Source organism: Nocardioides sp. NBC_00850, assembly GCF_045207335.1.
Classification (GTDB): domain Bacteria; phylum Actinomycetota; class Actinomycetes; order Propionibacteriales; family Nocardioidaceae; genus Nocardioides.
Genome location: NZ_CP108845.1, coordinates 4,437,933 through 4,456,964, shown reverse-complemented (window position 1 = coordinate 4,456,964; position 19,032 = coordinate 4,437,933). Strand labels below are relative to the sequence as shown.

Annotated in this window: 19 protein-coding genes; 12 read left to right on the top strand and 7 right to left on the bottom strand. The window is 69.3% G+C overall.

Annotated elements, in window-relative coordinates:
- Positions 1 to 2: 2 nt before the first annotated feature.
- A complete protein-coding gene (locus OH802_RS21695; protein WP_160023944.1) occupies positions 3 to 203 on the bottom strand; it encodes a hypothetical protein in 201 nt (66 codons plus the stop codon).
- A gap of 137 nt (positions 204 to 340) precedes the next feature.
- Here OH802_RS21695 and OH802_RS21690 point away from each other — a divergent pair, with 137 nt between their 5' ends.
- The 3 genes from OH802_RS21690 to OH802_RS21680 are packed head-to-tail and all read left to right on the top strand — an operon-like array spanning position 341 to position 1,807.
- Positions 341 to 826 carry a DUF1269 domain-containing protein gene (locus tag OH802_RS21690; RefSeq protein WP_406021972.1) on the top strand — a complete coding sequence of 162 codons (486 nt, stop codon included), beginning with the start codon at positions 341 to 343 and terminating at the stop codon, positions 824 to 826.
- 4 nt (positions 827 to 830) lie between these two features.
- Entirely contained in the window at positions 831 to 1,346 is a 516-nt protein-coding gene (locus OH802_RS21685) for a DUF1269 domain-containing protein (protein ID WP_406021970.1), read from the top strand.
- Between the two features lie 2 nt (positions 1,347 to 1,348).
- Positions 1,349 to 1,807 carry a DUF6069 family protein gene (locus OH802_RS21680; protein ID WP_406021968.1) on the top strand — a complete coding sequence of 153 codons (459 nt, stop codon included), beginning with the start codon at positions 1,349 to 1,351 and terminating at the stop codon, positions 1,805 to 1,807.
- Between the two features lie 21 nt (positions 1,808 to 1,828).
- Here OH802_RS21680 and OH802_RS21675 read toward each other — a convergent pair whose 3' ends face one another.
- Positions 1,829 to 4,411 (bottom strand): LuxR C-terminal-related transcriptional regulator, encoded by a 2,583-nt coding sequence (locus tag OH802_RS21675; RefSeq protein WP_406021966.1) that lies wholly within the window; start codon positions 4,409 to 4,411, stop codon positions 1,829 to 1,831.
- Between the two features lie 231 nt (positions 4,412 to 4,642).
- Here OH802_RS21675 and OH802_RS21670 point away from each other — a divergent pair, with 231 nt between their 5' ends.
- Entirely contained in the window at positions 4,643 to 5,767 is a 1,125-nt protein-coding gene (locus OH802_RS21670) for an AI-2E family transporter (protein WP_406021964.1), read from the top strand.
- On the opposite strand, the gene OH802_RS21665 is transcribed toward OH802_RS21670, so the two are convergent.
- Positions 5,714 to 5,914, bottom strand: coding sequence for a hypothetical protein (locus OH802_RS21665; RefSeq protein ID WP_091047354.1), 201 nt, complete (start codon positions 5,912 to 5,914; stop codon positions 5,714 to 5,716). The two genes, OH802_RS21670 and OH802_RS21665, sit on opposite strands and share 54 nt — an antisense overlap.
- 150 nt (positions 5,915 to 6,064) lie before the next feature.
- Between OH802_RS21665 and OH802_RS21660 the strand changes: the two genes are divergently transcribed.
- From OH802_RS21660 to cls, 3 genes are read left to right on the top strand one after another with little or no spacing between them, the layout of a single operon-like run.
- Complete coding sequence (locus tag OH802_RS21660) at positions 6,065 to 6,904, top strand: YhjD/YihY/BrkB family envelope integrity protein (protein ID WP_406021962.1); 840 nt, start codon at positions 6,065 to 6,067, stop codon at positions 6,902 to 6,904.
- A gap of 35 nt (positions 6,905 to 6,939) precedes the next feature.
- Positions 6,940 to 7,608 carry a GAP family protein gene (locus tag OH802_RS21655; RefSeq protein ID WP_406021960.1) on the top strand — a complete coding sequence of 223 codons (669 nt, stop codon included), beginning with the start codon at positions 6,940 to 6,942 and terminating at the stop codon, positions 7,606 to 7,608.
- Positions 7,608 to 9,086 (top strand): cardiolipin synthase, encoded by a 1,479-nt coding sequence (gene cls, locus OH802_RS21650; RefSeq protein WP_406021958.1) that lies wholly within the window; start codon positions 7,608 to 7,610, stop codon positions 9,084 to 9,086. The genes OH802_RS21655 and cls overlap by 1 nt, the downstream gene beginning before the upstream one ends.
- On the opposite strand, the gene OH802_RS21645 is transcribed toward cls, so the two are convergent.
- Positions 9,058 to 10,794, bottom strand: coding sequence for a SulP family inorganic anion transporter (locus OH802_RS21645; protein ID WP_406021956.1), 1,737 nt, complete (start codon positions 10,792 to 10,794; stop codon positions 9,058 to 9,060). The genes cls and OH802_RS21645 overlap by 29 nt on opposite strands.
- A 240-nt stretch (positions 10,795 to 11,034) precedes the next feature.
- Between OH802_RS21645 and OH802_RS21640 the strand changes: the two genes are divergently transcribed.
- The 5 genes from OH802_RS21640 to OH802_RS21620 are packed head-to-tail and all read left to right on the top strand — an operon-like array spanning position 11,035 to position 13,526.
- Positions 11,035 to 11,454: a DUF6325 family protein gene (locus OH802_RS21640; protein ID WP_406021954.1), complete on the top strand. Its 420-nt coding sequence runs from the start codon at positions 11,035 to 11,037 to the stop codon at positions 11,452 to 11,454.
- Positions 11,455 to 11,468: 14 nt separating this feature from the next.
- Positions 11,469 to 11,792, top strand: coding sequence for an SHOCT domain-containing protein (locus tag OH802_RS21635; protein WP_406021952.1), 324 nt, complete (start codon positions 11,469 to 11,471; stop codon positions 11,790 to 11,792).
- Between the two features lie 24 nt (positions 11,793 to 11,816).
- A complete protein-coding gene (locus tag OH802_RS21630) occupies positions 11,817 to 12,362 on the top strand; it encodes a DUF1269 domain-containing protein (protein ID WP_406021950.1) in 546 nt (181 codons plus the stop codon).
- Between the two features lie 59 nt (positions 12,363 to 12,421).
- A complete protein-coding gene (locus tag OH802_RS21625; RefSeq protein ID WP_406021948.1) occupies positions 12,422 to 12,850 on the top strand; it encodes a hypothetical protein in 429 nt (142 codons plus the stop codon).
- A 1-nt stretch (position 12,851) separates the two neighbouring features.
- Complete coding sequence (locus OH802_RS21620) at positions 12,852 to 13,526, top strand: HdeD family acid-resistance protein (protein WP_406021946.1); 675 nt, start codon at positions 12,852 to 12,854, stop codon at positions 13,524 to 13,526.
- 58 nt (positions 13,527 to 13,584) lie between these two features.
- Here the strand turns inward: OH802_RS21620 and OH802_RS21615 are convergent, their stop codons facing one another.
- The 3 genes from OH802_RS21615 to OH802_RS21605 form a co-directional block, all read right to left on the bottom strand.
- Positions 13,585 to 16,116: a LuxR C-terminal-related transcriptional regulator gene (locus OH802_RS21615; RefSeq protein WP_406021944.1), complete on the bottom strand. Its 2,532-nt coding sequence runs from the start codon at positions 16,114 to 16,116 to the stop codon at positions 13,585 to 13,587.
- Positions 16,117 to 16,449: 333 nt separating this feature from the next.
- Positions 16,450 to 17,091 carry a hypothetical protein gene (locus OH802_RS21610; protein WP_406021942.1) on the bottom strand — a complete coding sequence of 214 codons (642 nt, stop codon included), beginning with the start codon at positions 17,089 to 17,091 and terminating at the stop codon, positions 16,450 to 16,452.
- Positions 17,092 to 17,164: 73 nt separating this feature from the next.
- The gene (locus OH802_RS21605; protein ID WP_406021940.1) at positions 17,165 to 18,937 is read right to left on the bottom strand and encodes a SulP family inorganic anion transporter; all 1,773 of its coding nucleotides are present in this window, start codon (positions 18,935 to 18,937) and stop codon (positions 17,165 to 17,167) included.
- Positions 18,938 to 19,032 lie beyond the last annotated feature (95 nt).

Here is a 19,032-nt window from a genome sequence, read left to right as displayed (position 1 = left end):
TGTCAGTCGGGAATCGTGACGACCTCGATGACGTCGATGTCATCGGCACGCAGCGCGTGCAGGACACCCTGCAGCGCCTCCTGATCGGGGACCTCGCCGGTGAGCGTCGACTGCTCGTGATGCGCCTGGACGGCCAGCTGCGGGAACGCCTTCTGGAGCTCACGGGAGAGTTCACCGTTCACCCTGATCAGGACCCTCGTCATGGTCTTCCTCGACTGCTCACGTACTGCACGCTACGAATCACTTCAGCACCTTGGTTCACCGAATTCGGGTGAGGCTGTCCGCCGGCCGCGCCGGGATCGTCGATGACGAACGCAGTCAACGACAGCAAGGACGTGAGATGGCGACCCTGACGGTATGGAAGTACGACACAACCGAAGGCGCAGACCAAGCTGTGAAGAACCTCGAGGAGCTGGTCAGGCAGAACCTGATCATCCTCGAGGATGCCGCGACCGTGCACTGGGAGGTCGGCAAGAAGAAGCCGAAGACCAAGCAGCTGACCAGCACCAAGGCCATGGGAGCGATGAGCGGCACGTTCTGGGGCATGCTCTTCGGACTCATCTTCTTCGTGCCGCTGCTGGGCGCAGCGGTCGGCGCGGCGACCGGCGCTCTGACCGGATCGTTGACCGACGTGGGCATCGACGACGCCTTCATCAACAAGGTCCGCGACCAGGTCACCCCCGGCACCTCGGCACTGTTCCTGATGACCTCCGACGCGGTGGTCGACAAGGTGCACGAGGCGATGAAGGGCCACGAGGGCGAGCTGATCTTCACCAACCTCAGCAGTGAGCAGGAGAAGGCGCTGCGCGAGGTCTTCGCCGAGTGACGTCATGGCCAGCCTGACCGCGTGGGTCTACGACCGGATCATGGGCGCTTCAGACGCCGAGGTCTGGCTCCAGGACCTGCAGGAGCGTGGTGCGCTCACCGTCCATGACGCCATCACGCTCACCTGGTTCCCAGGAGCGGAGGAGCCGCAGATCGGCCATCTTCGCCACCATACGACCGGCGCCGCAGCCAAGGGCTCGTTGCTCGGTGGTCTTCTCGGGATCCTCGTGTTCAACCCGGTCGCGGGCGCCGTTGTGGGGGCGGCGTCCGCGGCCGCGGTTCAACGTCTGAGGCAGGCCGGCATCGGTGACGAGCTGCTCACCGAGGTCGCCGGCCACCTCGGGCCCGGCAAGTCCGCACTCGTCGTACTGAGCAGCGACGGGGACCCGGACGCGGTCGCCGCGGCCATGAAGCACGGAAACCCAACGCTCGTCTACGCCGAGCTGGACGACGAGGTCGCCGAGGAGCTCAAGGACATCCTCCGCGCCGAGACCACAGAACCGACTGACGACGGAGACTGATCATGGCGATGAACCAACCTCCCACCCGACGACTGCAGCCCACGGTCAACGCCGGCCGGCTCTGGGCGGGTGGCGCCGCCGCCGCGGTCGTGGCCGCACTGCTCGCGGTCGCCGGCATCGTGATCGCCCGCGGCATCTTCGACATACCCATCCTCGCGCCCGAGGGCGACGGGGTCTGGGGCGACGCCTCGACGTGGTGGTACGCCGTCTGGGCGGCGATTGCCGGGTTGCTGGCCACGGCCGTCGCCCACATCCTCCTCCTGACCACACCGCAGCCGCGGACATTCTTCGGCTGGATCGTCGGCCTGGCCACCGTCATCGCGGCGCTGTGGCCGTTCACGTCCGACGCGGGGCTGGACACCAAGCTCGTCACGATGCTGATCAACCTGGTGATCGGGATCGCCATCGGCTCGCTGGTGTCGACGGTCTCACGGAACGCGGTACTCCCCGAGGTCCGGTGAGGTCTCGCGGGCCAGGCGGTCTCAGATCAGCCCGCGCTCGCGTGCCTGACGCACCGCCGCCGAGCGCGTGTTCACGCCGAGCTTCTGGTAGATCGAGCGTACGTGGGTCTTCACGGTGTTCTCGCTGACCCCTTCGGCCTCCGCGATCTCGGGGATCGTCAGCCGCGAGGGGAGGTCGTGGAGCACGTCGACCTCGCGTGCGCTCAGCAGCGTGTCGATCACCCCCGCGGCGCGGTCCGCCTGCTCGGCGTGATGGGCGAGCAGAGCCGCGACGAAGCCCTCGGCGGGACCGAACCGTGAGCGGTTCCTCGACAGCAGCGGCTCCAGATGCGGCCACAGGTCGATGAACGGCCGGCGGAAGTTGTTGGGGACCGTCCACTCGAGCGCCTTCCGGAGTACGTCGAACGCGCGGACGTCGTTGCCGAGGGACGACTCCAGGGCCGCAGCCAGCACCTGCGCGTAGACGACGGTCGTCGGTACGTGGGCCGGGCGGGTCCCGTCGAGCACCGGCTCGAGCTCGGTCAGCGCGTCGCGGGTCCGTCCGGCGGCGGCGAGGATCTGCGCGTCCGGGATCGTGCACTCGGCGCTCCCCGGCATCTGGGCGCGGACGCGGGCCGCGGTCTGCGTCGCCCAGTCCTCGCTGCCGATGGCGAGGGCCACCCGGATCTCCTGGGGCGTGACGGCGCTGATCGCGGCGGGAGAGATGTGTTCGGCGGGCTCGATCTGCCAGATCCGCCGGAAGGCCTCGGCGGCCACGGCCCGCTCCGGTCCCGTCGTGGCCTCGAAGGTCGCCAGTGCGTGCATGCCGCGTACGCCGAGTTCGACCTCGGCGTTGTTCACGCCGTCCAGCGCTCGCATGCCGAGCTCGGCGTACTGCAGCTGTCTTTGGCAATCTCCGGTCTGGAAGGCGGTCCATGCGGCCACGACGTAGGAGTAGGCCAGCCGTGGCGAGTCCCGCCAGCCGTGCCGGGTGGCGAACGCGATGGCCTGGTCGGACCAGTCGAGGGACGCGTTGAAGTCGCACATCGCGCCGGTCATCCCGGACAGCTGTGACATGGTCTCGAGCACGACCTGGTCGTAGCGACGGCTGCGGGCCAGCACCAGCGCCTGCTCGAGGTCGTCGATGGCTCCGAGGTAGTCGCCGGCGCGCATCCGGGCGGGTCCGCGCTGGGCGAGGAGGACCAGGTTGACGTCGCTGTCTCCGGTCAGGGCGATGTCGAGGATGGCGCTGTCCTGCAGGGCCCCGACGACGTCGCCCCCGGCGAGGGCACGCTGGACGACGGCCGCGGCGACCATCGCTGCGTACGCCGGTTCGGATCGTGGATCGCCGGCCGGCACGACGCTCAGCGCATCGTCGGCCGCAGGAAGGTCGTTGACATCAAGCGCCGCCAGAGCGGTGATGACTGCGACCCGATGGTCGGTGGCGATCCCATCGCGGGACGCGAGGGCGGCGCGTACGAGATCGCCGCGGCCGGAGAGGATCATCTGGAGCCCGTTCGCGCGGAGCAGGGCGTCGAGCAGGGCCTGGTCCCCGCCCCGCGCCGCATGACCCAGCGCGGTCGCGGGCTCGCCGTGCGTGTCGAGCCAGACGGCGGTGGCCCGGTGCTGGTGTGCCGGAGCCTCGACGTCGCGTCGGGCCAGAGCGGCGAGCAGGCAGCTCCGCAGCAAGGCGTGGTAGCGGTACCAGGCCGAGTCGCCCGACTGGCTGACGAGCGCGTTCGCCGCGCACAGCCGGTCGAGCAGAGCGCCGGCGTCGGGTCGGCCGGAGAGCTGGGCAGCCAGGTCGATGGACAGATGGTGGGGCGCGCAGGTCGCGTAGAGGAACTCGACCAGCTCCGGGTCGAGCCGGTGGACGACCTCGGTCAGGACGTACTCGATCACCGTGCGGACATCGCCGTCGAAGGACGCGACGACCTCGGCAGGGTCGTCGCCACCGACCATGGCCGCGAGCACCGCCATCCGCAGCGCGGCGGCCCAGCCCTCGGTCAGGCCGACGAGATTCGAGATCGCGTCGGCCGTCATCGGTAGGTCGCTGGCCGCGAACAGCTCCAGCGCCTCGACGTCGGTGAAGGCGAGGTCCTTGCCGCGTACGTCCGAGAGCGACCCGTCGAGCCGCAGCCGGTGGAGCGTGAGCGACGGCTCGGACCGGCACGCCATCACCAGTCCCACCTCGGGCGGCAGCTCGGCGAGAAGGATGTCGAGCCCGCGCAGCACGTCGTCGTCGTGGAGCAGATGTACGTCGTCCAGCACGATCCAGCGCACCCCGGCGACCAGGAGCGACTCGACCACCTTCGTGACGAACCTCGGCTCGGTCCCCTGCGCGGGCGGAGTCAATCCGTCGAGCTGTTCGGTCCTCCCGGGCAGCCCGGCCAGGACGAGGGCCTCGATCAGCGCCGACCAGAACTCGTACGGCCTGTCGTCCTGCTGGTGCAGCGACAACCAGGCCACCGGTTCCTCCCGGGCAGCGGCGCGGGTGGCCCAGTCGGCCACGAGCATGCTCTTCCCGTAGCCCGCGGGAGCGCAGACCAGGGTGAACCGGCACTGCCCGACGGCGTCCTCGACCAACCGAGCCCGGCTGACGAACGTGGGCAGTATCCGCGGCACGCGCAGCCTTGTCGGCGCCACGTAGGCGCGAGAACCGGTGTCTAGCATACGCAAACGAAGGCTCCTCGCGTCTCCGATAAGTCTTTATCGGCAACCATCCAATCAGCGACTCTTCGGTGAAGTAAGGAGTCAAAGGACCCATATACGGGGCCGGGGATACGCACAGTCGGGTGGTCGCGCTCACCCCAATCGGGTGAGACCGACAGGCCGGACGGGCTAGACCATGGGGCCGTGAGCCTCAGGACAGAGAGCCCGGAAGAGCCGGCCACGAGCTGGCAACCGCAGGTCAGGGTCCTGGCGGTCGTGCTGGGATCCGCGGCGGTGGTCATCCTCGTGGCCGGGCTGCAGGCGGCCAGCGGCATCCTCGGGCCGCTGTTCCTCGCGATGGTGCTGACCATCGTCGTCCATCCGGCGCGGAACTGGCTGGCGCAGCGCCTCCCGTCCGGCGTCGCCACCGCCCTCTCCATCATCGCCGTGGTCGCCGGGATCATCGGTCTCGGCGTGTGCGTGGTGCTCGCGGTGGCTCGCTTCGCCACCTTGCTGGGCACCTACAGTGGTGTCGCCAAGGAGCGCGTCGAAGACCTGACCGACTGGCTGTCCAGGGTCGGCATCGGCACGGACGAGGTGCTCAAGATCGTCGAATCGTTCGACCTCTCGAAGCTGCTGTCCCTGGTCTCGGGCGCTCTCAACGGCATGTTCGGACTGCTGTCCACGATGGTCTTCATCCTGGCGTTGTGCCTGTTCATGGCCATCGACGCGACGGCGCTGCCGCGCCAGCTGGCCTCGGTCAGCCGCCGGCGCCCGGGCCTCGTAGATGCCCTGTCCTCGTTCTCGGTCGGAACGCGTCGCTACCTGCTGGTCTCGACGGTGTTCGGACTGATCGTCGCCGCTCTCGACACCCTGGCTCTCTACCTGCTGGGGGTGCCGGCGCCGTTGGTGTGGGGCCTGCTCGCGTTCCTGACCAACTACATCCCGAACATCGGCTTCGTGATCGGGCTGATCCCACCAGCGATCCTCGCGCTGCTGGACGACGACCTCGCGCTCATGCTCGCGGTCATCGCCGTCTACTGCCTCTTGAACGTGGTGATCCAGTCGGTGATCCAGCCGAAGGTCGTCGGTGAGGCCGTCGGCCTCTCGGTGACGCTGACGTTCCTGTCACTGATCTTCTGGTCCTGGATCATGGGCCCGATAGGTGCGGTGATGGCGGTCCCGTTCACCCTGTTCGTACGCGCGGTCTTCGTGGAGGCAGACCCGGCGAAGCGCTGGCTGATGCCGCTCATCGCGGGAAGCGCCCCGGTGGAGCTACTCGGGGATGGTGACGATCTCGATGACGTCGACCCCCAGAGAGCTGAGTAGGTCCAGCACGCCCTGCAGCTCCTTGGCGTCCGCGAGGTCACCGACCAGGGTCGTCGTCGCCCGCTGCGTGGCCCGGGTCAGGTGGGGGAACGTCTCGATCACGTCGTCCGACACCGACGAACCCACCCGGATGAGGATCCGGGTCATGAGCGCATCACGCCGATCAGGTGTCCGTTCACGTTGGCTCCAGATGAGTGGCCTGGACGTTGGTCTGACCAACGTAAGCGGCCCGGCGCCAGGAGCGGTCACCGGAAACGGGCGAGGGTGAGCAGACGAGCCCGGGGGAACACTGCTCACGTGGATGTGGCTGCCCTGCGGGGCCGGGTAGACGCCTTGGTCGCCCACGTCCCCCTGCTGCGGAAGCTCGCCACAGAGACCATTCGGATCGAGTTCATCGACCGTTGCATGCTGATCGCCGCCCAGGCGCTCCTGGCCATGGTGCCGATGCTGGTCGTGCTCGCGGCCTTCCTGCCCCAGCTCACCGGGCAAGCCCTGGAACAGGTCTCGCAGGTCACCGGCGTCGGTGACGAGGCGGTACGCCAGGTGTCGGGAGAGGTCAACCTGGACCAGGTACGTTCCGAGACCGGCGCGCTGGGCCTGGCGATCACGATAGTGTCGGCGACATCCTTCGGCCGTGCCGTCCAGCGGATGCTCGAGCGGGTATGGGAGCAGGAGCACGTCGGAGGCCTGCGCGGAGCCCGTCGCTGTCTGCTCTGGGTCGTCGCCTGGCTGGCCTGCCTCGGGGTGGTCAACACGGTCGTCGGCCTGCTCACCGACCCGGGGGACCTGCTCCGTCCGTTGCTCCAGATCCTGGGCGCGTGCGCCGTCTGGTGGGGGACCAGCTGGGTGCTGCTGTTCGGACGCACCCGGGGACTGCTGCTGCTCCCGGGCGCAGTGTTGACCGGCGTCGTGCAGGTCCTCTACAGCCGAGGCTCGGCGTGGCTGATGCCTGCCTACGTCGAGTCGAACGCCGAGCAGTTCGGCATGCTGGGCGTGATCCTCGCGCTCTCGACGTGGCTGATCGGCTTCGGCGGCATCATCGTCGGCGGTGCGCTGCTCGGCCGGCTGCTCGTCGAGGACCCGGTCGTCGCCTGGTTCGTGCAGCAGGTGCGTACGTTTCTCACCCGGAGAAGGTGAGGCCGGCGGAGGCCGGTCTGCGCTGAAGTCTGGCCATGGGTGAAGCAATAGGCGAGTCTCTGCCGATCGCCGTGGGTGTGCTCGTCAGCCCCATGCCGATCGTCGCACTGGTACTCATGCTGGTCAGCCGCCACGCCAGCTCGAACGGGACGGCCTTCGTCGCCGGGTGGCTGGCGGGCATCTTCGTGCTCGGTACGATCGTCGCTCTGCTCGTCGGTGCGGCCGGATCGGGAGACGCGGAGACCCCGACCTGGGCGGCCCTGCTGAAGATCGTCCTCGGAGCGTTGCTCCTCCTGCTCGCAGTACGCAGCTGGCAGGGCAGGCCGGACGAGGGAGAGCCCGCGCCGACGCCGTCGTGGATGGCGGCGCTGGACGAGTTCAACGCGTTCAAGGCGTTCGGCACGGGCGTACTCCTGGGATCGGTCAACCCCAAGAACCTGCTGCTCGTGGTCTCGGGCGCCAGCACGATCGCGACGGCGACAGCGGTGACCAGCGAGCGGATCGTGGCGATGGCCGTCTTCACCCTCGTCGCCAGCCTGGGCGTGCTGGTGCCGTTCGGCATCTACCTGATGGCCGGTGAGCGCGCGGCCCGGCTGCTGGAGGGCATCAAAGCCTGGATGATCGCCCACAACGCGGCCATCATGACGGTTCTCCTCGTCGTGCTCGGGGTCAAGATGGTCGGCGACGGAGTGGGGTCGCTCTGATGGACGCCTCCACCTGGGTCGGGAGCCTGGTCAGCGCAGCTCTCGTCGTCGCCCACATCACCATCTGTGTGGTGGCACTGGGTGTGATCCCCGGTGGCAGGAAGCCGTCGACGGGTCTGGCCTGGCTGTTCCTCATCCTGGCGCTGCCTGCGTTCGGTCTGCTCGCGTTCCTGCTCTTCGGGAGCACCAGCGTCGGCCGCAAGCGCCGGGCATGGCAGCGGCAGGTCAACGAGCTGGTCAGCGCCGAGATCCGGTACGACCCGGCGGCACAGACGGCTCCGGCGGGCCCCTCGGTCGGCGCCGTGCGACTCAACGAGCGCCTGGGATCCCTGCCGTTGACCGGGGACAACCGGGTCGAGGTCCATCCCGACTACGCGCGGACGTTCGCGGCGATGACCGAGGTCGTACGCAGCGCCAAGTGGTTCGTGCACGTCGAGTTCTACATCTCGGCCTGGGACGAGGACACCAGCGAATTCTTCGACGCACTTGTCGACGCCGTCACCCGCGGGGTGGAGGTGCGCTTCCTCTTCGACCACCTCGGGTCGCGCGGCATCCCCGGCCACCAGGACATGCTGTCGCGGCTCGAAGGCTCCGGCATCAAGTGGGCGCCGATGCTGCCGGTCCGGCCGCTGCGCGGTGAGCTCCGCCGGCCGGACCTGCGCAACCACCGCAAGATCCTCGTCGTCGACGGCGTGGTGGCGTTCGCGGGCTCGCAGAACCTCATCGAGCCCGGCTACAACAAGCCGAAGAACCACAAGGCGGGGCGCGAGTGGGTCGATCTGATGATCCGGATCGAGGGGCCGGCGGTGCGGGACCTGGCGGTCGTCTTCGCGACCGACTGGTACGCCGAGACCGCCGAGAGCATCCGGGACATGCTCCTTCCGCGCGAGCCTCTGGAGGTCCAACGGACGGAACCAGCCGCCGAGAACGTGGCGTGCCAGGTCGTGCCGAGCGGTCCCGGGTTCGTGACCGAGAACAACCTGCGCCTGTTCAACACGCTGATCTACGGCGCGCAGTCGCGGATCTGCCTGGTCAGCCCCTATTTCGTGCCGGACGAGTCGCTTCTCTACGCCGTCACGACCGCCGCCCAGCGGGGTGTCGAGGTCGAGCTGTTCGTGAACGAGGGCGCCGACCAGTTCATGGTCTTCCACGCTCAGCGCTCCTACTACGCCGACCTCCTCGACGCCGGCGTCCGGATCCGGCTCTACCCGGCGCCGTACGTCCTCCACACCAAGTTCTTCACTGTCGACGACACGATCGCCGTCGTCGGCTCCTCGAACATGGACTACCGCTCCTTCGCGCTCAACTACGAGGTCATCGTGCTGCTCGAGAGCGAGCAGGTGGTCGACGACCTGCAGAGCGTGCTCGACGACTACCGGGAGAGGTCGAGCGAGCTCAGCATCGAGGCGTGGTCGCGGCGCGGACGCAGGGCCGCGTACGTCGACAACGTCATGCGCCTGACGGCGGCTCTTCAGTAGCCGCCTCCTGGGTAGCCGTCGCGAGGGCGGCCTCGACGGTCGGGTAGACCAGCGGCGGGCCCTCCTCGGCGGCCTCGGTCAGGACGTCGCGCACCTGGCCCACGTCGCCGGCGAGCGCCAGGTCGGCGCCGAGGCGCTGTAGATCGGCACGCAGCTGGGTCAGCATCTCGGTGGCGGTGACGTCGATCGACGGCGTTGCCCGGCCGTCCAGCACGACCAGTCGAAGGTCCGGCACGTCCGTGGCGAGCTCACGGACCCGCTCGCGTACGAAGTCGGCGTTGACGAACAGCAGGGGCGCTTCGACCCTGACCACCAGGACACCCGGGACGCCTGCGTACGCCGGATTGCGACTCTGGTCGACCCACAGTCCCGGGTGCGCGGACGGACTGTCGTCATCGGTGCCCTCGACCGGGGCCAGCGGCGCGATGTGCGGCCGCGAGGTCCGCGCGATGAGCAGGACGACCGAGGCGGCGATGCCGATCACGAGACCGGGCAGGGTGTCGAAGACGAGCACGCCGATCAGCGCCGCGACGGCGCCGACGAAGTCGGCGCGGGCGCTGATCTGGTAGATCTTGGTGACCTGTCCGGTCCGGACCCGCCACAGCCGGCGCAGCGCGGAGATGTCGACGAGCTCGATCACCGCGGCGATCACGATCGCCGCGAGGGTGGCCTCGGGAAGGTCGGCGAAGAGCTTGGTCATGAACAACAGGGTGAGCAGCGTGAGCACTGCGGCGGTCACCGCCGAGAGCTGTGACTTCGCCCCGGCCGAGCCGTTGACGGCGGTCTTGGACAGCGAGCCGTTGACCACCATGCCGCTGGCCAGGCCAGCACCCAGGTTGGAGACGCCCAGGCCGAGCAGCTCGCGGTTCGGGTCGATGTCGTAGCCGCTCTTGGCGGCGTACGTCTTCGCGGCGCCCAGGCCCTCGGCGAATCCGACGAGCATCACGCCGACGGCGGCCGCGAGGAGGTCGCGGAACTCGGGAGCCGACACGTCCGGAAGCCCGATGGCGGGCAGGCCGGCGTCGATGTGGCCGACGATGGCGAGACCGCGTTCGTCGAGGCCGAGCAGGGCGGTGAGCCCGATGCAGACCAGCGCCACGATCAGGGAGGCGGGAAGGAGTGGCACCAGCCGCCGGAGCACGAGCAGGACGGCGAGGCTGCCGGCCCCGATGGCGATGGTCAGGGCATCGATGTCACCCAGCTGGCGCAGCAGGTCCCAGGTCTTCTCGAAGAAGTTGCCCGAGCCCTTCTCCACGCCCACCAGCGACGGCAGCTGTCCGATGATGATCGTCAGCGCGAGCCCGATGATGAAGCCTCTCAGGACCGGCTCGCTGATGAAGGCGGCCAGGAAGCCCAGGCGCATCAGGCCGGCGATGAGCGCGACGATGCCCGTCGCGATCGCCAGGCCGACGGTGAGCGCGACGACGTCGGCCCCACCGGACGCGAAGTCCGCCACGATCCCGGCCGAGAGTGCCGCGGTGGCCGACATCGGCGCGACGATCAGGTGGCGCGAGGAGCCGAGCAGGCTGTAGAGCACCAGGGCGGGCACGGCCGCGTAGAGGCCCACGACCGGCGGCACGCCGGCGATGGTGGCGTACGCCAACGACTCCGGTACGAGCACGGCCCACACGGTGAGACCGGCGAGGACGTCGGACCTGATCCAGGACGGCGAGTAGCCGCTGAACGACGGAGCGATGAGTCTGGCCACGATCGGTGAGGCTGCTACGACGGACCTGTTCCTGGATCGCCCGGAAGGGGTGAGCCTCGGGTCACCCCTCCCGGAGGGAGTCCACGCACGCCGCGGTGGTCGCTTCCCGGGAACCGCCCCCGGACCGGCCGGAATGAACCGGCCCAAGTCACCCGATGCGGGTGAGCAGCTTGGGCGCATCGCGTCCTAGCGTCGGAATCGTCCTGCCGCCCGGCAGGCGTGCGATACGTGGGAGGCACGATGGAACGCGGCCCGGTCGAGATCCTCTTCCTTTCGATGTCGGAGGACGTCGAGCTCGGCGACCTCGCGGCAGTGCTGCGGCAACCGGTCGAGAGCGGAGTGATCCGGATCATCGACTGCGTGCTGATGTCCAAGGACGCCGGCGGCAGCTTCCGGGCCCTCGACCTGGAAGAGGCCGAAGGTCTGCCTGCGGAGCTGTCGGGGCTTCAGATCGACCCCAACGACCTGCTGAGCGACGCCGACATCGAGACGTTCGCCACCGCCCTCGAGCCCGGCCAGGCCGGCCTCGCGGTCGTCTACGAGCAGGTCTGGGCGCGGGAGGCCGTCAGACAGATCCGGAGCGTCGGTGCCGAGGTCGAGCTGTTCCTGCGCGTGCCGCCCGAGGACGTCGACGTCGCCTTCGCATCCGCCGCCCGATAGAGAGGAGAAACGCTATGTTGCGCAGACGCATGGGCCGGCCCGGTCTCGTCGGCGCCGTCGCACGTACGGCAGTCATCGCCGGCACCGCCACCGCCACCTCGAACGCCGTCAACCGCCGACAGGCGGCCAAGGCCCAGGAACAGGCCGAGGCACAGGCGTACGAGCAACAGCAGTACGCCGCTGCCCAGCCGCCACAGCCACCTGCTGCGCCGCCCGCTCCGGCGGCACCGGCGCAGAGCGATCTGACCGGGCAGCTCGCCAAGCTGGGTGAGCTGCACAGCCAGGGGATCCTCAGCGATGAGGAGTTCGCAGCCGCCAAGCAGCGACTGCTCGGCTGACGGATACCAGGAGCAGGGGAGGACATGTCGACAGCAACTCTGACCGTGTGGAGGTTCGACACTCCTGAGGGCGCCGAGGAGACCATGCACGCGCTGGAGGAGCTGGCTGATGAGGGCCTCATCGACCTCCACGACGCCGCGGCGCTCTCCTGGCCGTCGAGCACCACGAAGCTGAGGACGATCGAGCTGCATCCGGCGACGGGTGTGGGCGGGGGAGTGTTGGGCGGCTCCTTCTGGGGGCTTCTGCTCGGCTTCATCTTCTTCGTCCCGTTGCTCGGCGCCGCCCTGGGCACCGCGACCGGGCTGATCTCGGACGCGCTGAGCGCCGTCGGGATCGACGACGGCTTCATCAACAGGGTCCGGGACCGGGTCACCCCCGGGACCTCGGCCCTGTTCGTGCTGACCACGGACAGCGTCGTCGACTCTGTCAGGGACACGCTCGGAGGACGACTGCCGTCCGACCCGATCTTCACCGACCTGACCGATGGCCAGGAAGCAGCACTGCGCGACGTCTTCGGTGCCGGAGGATCGCCCGTTGCGGGTGAGCCCGCCGGAGCCGAAGCGGCCTAACTTCTCGTCCACTGAAGCGGTCGACGAGAAACCGCTCACGACCACAGGGAGTACTCATCATGAGCACCACCACACCACGAGGCGGAGGCTACGACACTCCGGTCAAGACCGCCTTCGCCTTCTCGGGCGCGATCTTCGCAGGCACCATCCTCACCACGGTAGGCATCTTCCAGATCCTCTCCGGCATCGCTGCCCTGTTCGAGGACACGGTCTACGTCAAGGGCGTCGACTACGTCTACAAGTTCGATCTCACCGCCTGGGGCTGGATCCACATCGTCCTCGGGGCGATCGCGATAGCAGTCGGCATCGGCTTGCTCCTCGGACAGACGTGGGCACGTATCTCCGGCATCGTGATCGCGGTCATCGGCTCGGTCTCCGCGTTCGCGTTCATGCCCTACTACCCGTGGTGGGCGCTCGCGATGCTGGCGCTCTACATCTTCGTCATCTGGTCGCTCGCGCAGCTGATGTCGAGCGGTGACGAGCTCTGACATGGCCAGCTCCGACATCCCGGGCCCCGACGTCACCGGCTCGGAGCATCCGGGCCCCGACGTACGGAGCTCGGGTGCCGGGCCGGATCCGAGCGCGGGCACGCCGGCTCAGAACCGTCCCGTCGGCTCCGGGTCCGTGTTCGAGGGCCTCGGGGACTACTGGGGCCTGGTCCTGGCCTACGGGCTGGTCACCACGGCACTCGGCGTCATCCTGGCGGTCTGGCCGAAGCAGACGCTCGTCGTCCTGGCGGTGATCATCGCGATCCAGATCATCGTGTCGGGAGTGTTCCGCCTCATCGCCGCGGTGGCCGGCAGCTCCATGGAGGGCGGCCTGCGAGCGGTCGTCGGCTTCTCAGGGGCGCTGGCGATCGTCGTGGGCCTGCTCTTCCTGCGTGACCCGGTCCAGACACTGCTGATCATCACCATCCTGCTCGGAGTCTGGTGGGTCATCGGAGGCATCGTCGACATCATCGGCGCCGTCCTCCGGCCCGCCCCTGGGCGACGTATGTGGGACATCGCCACTGGAGCCATCACGGTCCTCGCCGGTGCCGTGCTGCTCATCAACCCGGAGGTCTCGCTGGGTGCGCTCCTGGTGGTCTCCTGTATCTGGCTGATCGTCGTCGGCATCATCGCCATCGCGATGGCCTTCCGGCTCCGTTCCGAGGCCAAGAGCTGAGATTCGGACCCGGCCGAGAGCGAGCTCGATCGCCTCGGCCGGGTCCGTGCGGAGATCGTCAGATGAGGTTCAGGCTCCGCGCCACGGCCAGCGCCTCGCTGCGCCGTGAGGCGCCGAGCTTGGCGTACAGGCTGCTGACGTGGGTCTTCACCGTGTTCTCGGAGACGTAGAGCGCGGCGCTGATGTCGGCGTACGTCGATCCGCGAGCGAGCTCACGAAGGACGTCCCGCTCCCTGGCGCTCAGGCCCGGGAGCGGCCCGGCCGCCTCGTCGACCGCCTCGGTCGGACGGGGCGTGCCCTGGTCGAAGTACGTCGTCAGGCTGGACATGTCCGCGATGCCGGCCGAGATCCGGCTGACCCAGCGATGCGGCCGGAGCGCGGGGAAGCGTCCCAGCATGGTCTGCACGGGCGTCCCCTGCCGGGTCCAGCCGAGGAACGGGATCGCGTTCTGGCGCACCTCGGTCTCGATCGCGACCTGCTGGAGATTTTCGGCCGCCGCGTCCACGTCCCCCAGCTCGTGGAGCAGCTCCGCGCGCCCGACGAGCGCGACCCCTCGGGTCATCGGCTGGGACCAGGTCGCCTGCTGGGCGGCCGTGTCGAAGTGGTCCGCGGCGAGTCGCCGGTTTCCGTCGAGGTCGGCGCGCAGCGCCCTGGCCAGGGCCGCCTCGCCGTTCATCCCGCGCTCGGTGAGCTCGGCCTCAACGGACTTCAGCGAACGCCGGTCGGTCGCCAGTGCGGCCAGCTCGGCCCGGTTGAGCAGCAGAGTGACCTGCAGATGGTCCGGCAGCCGGAAGGCCCCGGGCAGGCCCAACGGCTCGCCGAGGATCTGGCGGGCGCGTACGACCGAGTGGCCGGACAGGGTGACGTGTGCCTCCCGGAGCCTCATCCAGAACCGGGTGCACAGGTCCGCGGGATGGAGCTTCGCGTCCGGGATGGACGCCAGCTCGAGCCAGGGGAGTCGTGCAGTGCGCGCCAGGGCTGCGGCCAGCGCCGTCCGGGTGCGGGTGAAGTCGCTACGGGCGCCGGGCGGCCGGCCTCGGTCGGCTCGCTCGAGCAGGGTGGCGGCCTCGTCGGCGATCTCTCCGCAAGCCGCCTCGCGACCCAGCATGTATTCGGTCATCGCCAGATGGCTGGAGGCGTCGGCCCCGACAGCCGGCATGTCCCAGGTGCGGGCCAGCCCGATGGCCGAGGTGAGGCTCTGCTCCGCTTCCAGCAGCTGACCGAGCCAGCTCTGGGTGATGCCGAGCTCGGTGAGCAGCTGCGGCAGGACGTCGGCCTCGCCGCCGGCGCCGTGCCTGCCTCTGACCACCTCGGCCGCCCGGTCGGCCGCGGCGCGCAGGGGCTCGAGGCCCAGTCGTGCCCGCATCAGCCCGATGCAGGCGAGCTCCTCCTCCGACATCGCCACCGACTCAGCCACACACCTGTCGAGCCAGTGCTCGGCCTCGGGTACGTCGCCGTCGAGCCAGGCCTCGATCGCGAGCGCGAACCAGGCCCTCGGGGTCGTCTCTACGTGCTCGGCGAGGTTGCGTGCGAAGGGGCCGAGGCGGTCGCCGTCACCGCGCATCGCCGTCTTGACGCCGTCGTCGGCGAGCACGACCGCCATCTCCTCGTGGGCGCCGACGGCTTCGAGCCGTCGCAGCGCGCCCCGCGCCTCACCGCGCGTCCGGTCGATCCGGACAGCACGCACCACGGTCGACTGCGCCCGGGCGACGTCGACCCCGCCGGCGACCAGCCGGCGGCGTACGACCTCGGCGAGCAGCGGGTGGATGCGGTAGGCCTCCTCACCGTGGGCGTCGGGGACGAGCGGGACCGCGCGGGTCACCAGCAGCCCGGTGCTCTCCAGATCGGTCAGCGTCTCTCCGGCGCTCGGGTCCTGGGAGAGATGGGCGGCGGTCCTGGCGGTCACGACCGTCTCGGCGGATGTGCACAGCAGCAGATGCCTCGCGCGGGCGGACAGCGACGCGAACACCTCGCTCGCCACCCGGTCACCGAGACCGACGGTTCCGTCCTCGAAAGCGGTCTCGCCCGCCCTGCCCGGGGGGCTTGCGTGGACCGACCGGGCCGCGAGCACGACCGCGGCGCACCAGCCGCGGGCCTGCTGGACGATGGCGTCGATGACGGGCCTGGAATCGGTGCGGGCGTGCTCGACGATGAGCGCCTCGGCCTCGGCGTCGCTCAGCTGCAGCACATTGCCTCGTACGACCGAGAAGTTGCCCAGCAGCTCCGGCACCAGCCTGGTGAAGGGCAGGTCCCAGCGGCTGATCATCACCAGACGCATGGAGTCGGGATCGTCGTTGAGCCGCTCGTTGAGCATCCGGTGGGTGGCGGCGCGAAGCAGATGTGCGTCGTCGATGACGATGCGTGGGGGCGTGCTTTCTGCGGCCTCGTCGATCATGCCGGAGAGCTGATCGGGGGTCATGGTGCCGTCGGCGTCCACCCAGCGCTGTGCGCGTGGAGGTCCGTCGTCGGTCTGTTGCCGCAGCCATCCGGCGACCCCCAGGGTCTTGCCGGCTCCTGCGGGCGCGATCAGCAGCGTGATCGCGGCATCGGCGGAGCGGTCGAGGTCGGCCCACAGCGACTGGCGTGGCACGTAGACCCTCGGGAGGCGAGGCCATGGAGCGCTGGCCGAGTCGTCACCTGCCCTCGACGTGGGTATCACCACCGCCGCCTCACGGCGCGGCATCGGTGCGGGTCCTTCTGTCGTCGAGTCTGTAGCGGGCGCTGACCTGCTGCGCTGCACAATCCCTCCCCTCAGTCAGAGCTCAGATGCCACGTCGGCGTCGTGCGCTCGTGCTGGGGGAGTGTGCTGATGAGCGTCACTGCGCCGTCGGTGAGCCAGGCATGGTCGTCCGGACTTCCCGCGATACTTCTCAAAGTAAATGGCGAAAGGCGGCGAAGAATCACCTAATTCAGGTGACCGGGGTCAGATCATCTTGGGGAACGTCATCAGGATGACCGCCAACACCACGAAACCCACGCCGCCGATACAGAGCAGCGCCCACTGTGCGCTGCGGCGGCGCATCCGCTCGGAAAGGGCTGCGAAGAAGAGCACGGAGGCGAACCCGATGGTCAGGACCGTGTAGTTGTCGCCGCGCTGGTTGTTGCGGAGCGCTTGGCGGAACTTGCGGTCGGCTGTCTTGTCCGCCTCGCTCGCCTGAACGGACTCGGGGATGACGTACTCCTCCATGTCGAACGGCGTGGCGGGGGCGTCGGTGTTCTCGAGCGGTTGGGTGTCGAGCCAGGCCGGGAAGACCGTTGCCAGCGGCTCCGGGAAGCGCGCCTGGAGGAACTCGGTGAGCTCGGTGTCGCCGCTCTGGTAGACCTCGAGCCACTGCACGAACAGGGAGACCTGGACCGATAGCTTGCGGTTGGCCGTGGACTCCAACCGGGCGGCCTCGATCCGGTTCGTCGATGCCTGCGAGAAGGAGATCGACATGGCGCCGCTCCACTTGCTGGCCTGGAAGCCGGTCCAGGCGGTCAGGATCGCCGTCACGGACAGCAGCAGGATCGCGATCAGCTCGCGCCAGTCCGTACGCGAGTGCTCAGGGGCCACAGTGGTCGTCACGATCCCAGGGTGCGTACACCGGGGGGTGTCGGTGATCGCCGGAAAGGGGTGAACGTGCGGATTCCGACAACGACTAAAGGGCCATCTGGTCCGGTGGCCAGTCGCCCTCGTGCGGGTCGCGGTAGGTGCGTCCGGCCGACGGCTGCTCCTGGTCGCCGGACTCATCGTCGTCCTGCGCCACCCAGGCGACGGCATCCTCGTAGGCTTCCCGGGTGGCCTCCCAGATCACCGCGGTGCCCTGGTAGACCGAGCCTGCCGAGCCGAGCGTGTCGTCGGTCTGCAGCTGTCGCACCAGCCGTTCGTTGTCGGTGACGATCACCAGCCTGCTGCCGAGGTCGCCGAGCCCGGCGGCGTACGTCCCGAGCACCTCGAGCAGTGTGGCGCCGGCGTCGTCCGCGCCACGCAGCCGCAGGATCACCACGGACCTGCGTGAGGCCGGCGTCAGGTCCGGCATCTGCGAGCGCAGCGAGTTGGCGGTGGCGAAGAAGATCGGCCCGTACGGCTGGAGCACCACGACCTCGCGTTCGCCGAGGCTCCCCGGAGGGTTGGTCTCGATGACCCGGTCGTCCGCCCCCATCACCAGCCGGCGCGTCACCAGGCGTGAGGACTGGCCGATCACGAAGAGCAGCACCGACAGCCCGACCCCGACCAGCACGGCGTACTGCAAGGGCATCAGCAGGGTGAGCACCAGCGTCGTCAGCATCACTGTCAGCGGCACCGGCCCGGTCTTGCCGACCGCGATCAGCTTGGCCGGCTTGACGGTGCTGACACCGACCACGATCAGCAGCCCCGCTAGGGCCGGCATGGCGACGAGCTCGACGACCCTGGCGAACAGAACGATGACGGCGGCCATGACGGCGGCCGCGACGAGGAGCGCGAACCGATTCCGGGCGCCCGCGCCGACGACCAGCGAGGTGGCCGACATGGACCCGCCCACGGGTACGCCGCGGAAGAGGCCGGAGGCGATGTTGCCCGCTCCCTGGCCGATGAAGTCGCGCGAGGGACGGGTGGTGCCGTCCGGGTTGGGGAAGCCCGCCGAGACCCCGGCCCCCTGGACCAGCCCGACGAACGCGAGCGCGGCGGCGGGCAGGAGGAGGTCGAGCGTGGCCGACAGGTCGGGGAACACGGGAAGAGGCAGCGAGCCGGGGACCTCGGCGACGTCGGCGACCAGCGCCACGGTGTCGCTGCCCAGCGCGTTGAGCACGGCAGCCAGCGCGGAACCAACGGCGACCGCCACCACCAGTCCGGTGGCGCCCAGGCGGGTGCGCTGCAGGACGAGAATGCCGGCAACTGTGGTGAGGCCGACGACCAGGGACGCGAGGTCGACCCTGTGAAGGTGCAGGAGCAGATCCAGCGCCGCGGTGACGCGGTTGCTTCCGTGGGAGTCGTAGCCGGTGAAGTTGTCGAGCTGGCCGAGCACGATGCTGATCCCGACCGCGGAGATGAACCCCGTCATCACCGACTTGGACACGAAGCGCAGCATCCGGCCCAGGCGGAGAGCGCCGGCGACGATCATGACGACGCCGGTGAGGATCGAGAGGGTGGCGAGCGCTCGCACCGGGTCGTCGTAGGCGTCGAGGTCGACGTCGGCGACGATGATGGCCATCGCCCCCGTGCCCTGGATCGCCATCGCGGCGGTCCCGGTGAACAGCGCCCCTCCGGCGAGCCCGAACAGGTAGCCGTAGAGCCCGGCGACCGGGTTGACCCCGGCGAGGAGGCCGCTGGCGAGGCCGTCCGGGACCGACTCGATGCCGAGCACGGCGCCGGCAGCGGCATCGCGCCGGGCCGTACGCCGATCGAAGAGGTGGCGAGGCAGAGGGATCCGCTCGCGCAGCCAGGTCAGCACCGCACCATCGCAGCGCCGCCGGCGTGAGGCCGCCTCACCTGACTCGGGTGAGGCGGGTTACCTGGAACTTACGAACCGAAACGTGCTTCGTATTC

Excerpts from the sequence above, each read along its gene's own strand:
- OH802_RS21690 (WP_406021972.1), top strand. The coding sequence starts at position 341 with ATGGCGACCCTGACGGTATGGAAGTACGACACAACCGAAGGCGCAGAC.
- OH802_RS21635 (WP_406021952.1), top strand. The coding sequence starts at position 11,469 with ATGTTGCGCAGACGCATGGGCCGGCCCGGTCTCGTCGGCGCCGTCGCA.
- OH802_RS21680 (WP_406021968.1), top strand. The coding sequence starts at position 1,349 with ATGGCGATGAACCAACCTCCCACCCGACGACTGCAGCCCACGGTCAAC.
- OH802_RS21655 (WP_406021960.1), top strand. The coding sequence starts at position 6,940 with ATGGGTGAAGCAATAGGCGAGTCTCTGCCGATCGCCGTGGGTGTGCTC.
- OH802_RS21620 (WP_406021946.1), top strand. The coding sequence starts at position 12,852 with ATGGCCAGCTCCGACATCCCGGGCCCCGACGTCACCGGCTCGGAGCAT.
- OH802_RS21630 (WP_406021950.1), top strand. The coding sequence starts at position 11,817 with ATGTCGACAGCAACTCTGACCGTGTGGAGGTTCGACACTCCTGAGGGC.
- OH802_RS21695 (WP_160023944.1), bottom strand. The coding sequence starts at position 203 with ATGACGAGGGTCCTGATCAGGGTGAACGGTGAACTCTCCCGTGAGCTC.
- OH802_RS21685 (WP_406021970.1), top strand. The coding sequence starts at position 831 with ATGGCCAGCCTGACCGCGTGGGTCTACGACCGGATCATGGGCGCTTCA.
- OH802_RS21625 (WP_406021948.1), top strand. The coding sequence starts at position 12,422 with ATGAGCACCACCACACCACGAGGCGGAGGCTACGACACTCCGGTCAAG.
- cls (WP_406021958.1), top strand. The coding sequence starts at position 7,608 with ATGGACGCCTCCACCTGGGTCGGGAGCCTGGTCAGCGCAGCTCTCGTC.
- OH802_RS21665 (WP_091047354.1), bottom strand. The coding sequence starts at position 5,914 with ATGACCCGGATCCTCATCCGGGTGGGTTCGTCGGTGTCGGACGACGTG.
- OH802_RS21640 (WP_406021954.1), top strand. The coding sequence starts at position 11,035 with ATGGAACGCGGCCCGGTCGAGATCCTCTTCCTTTCGATGTCGGAGGAC.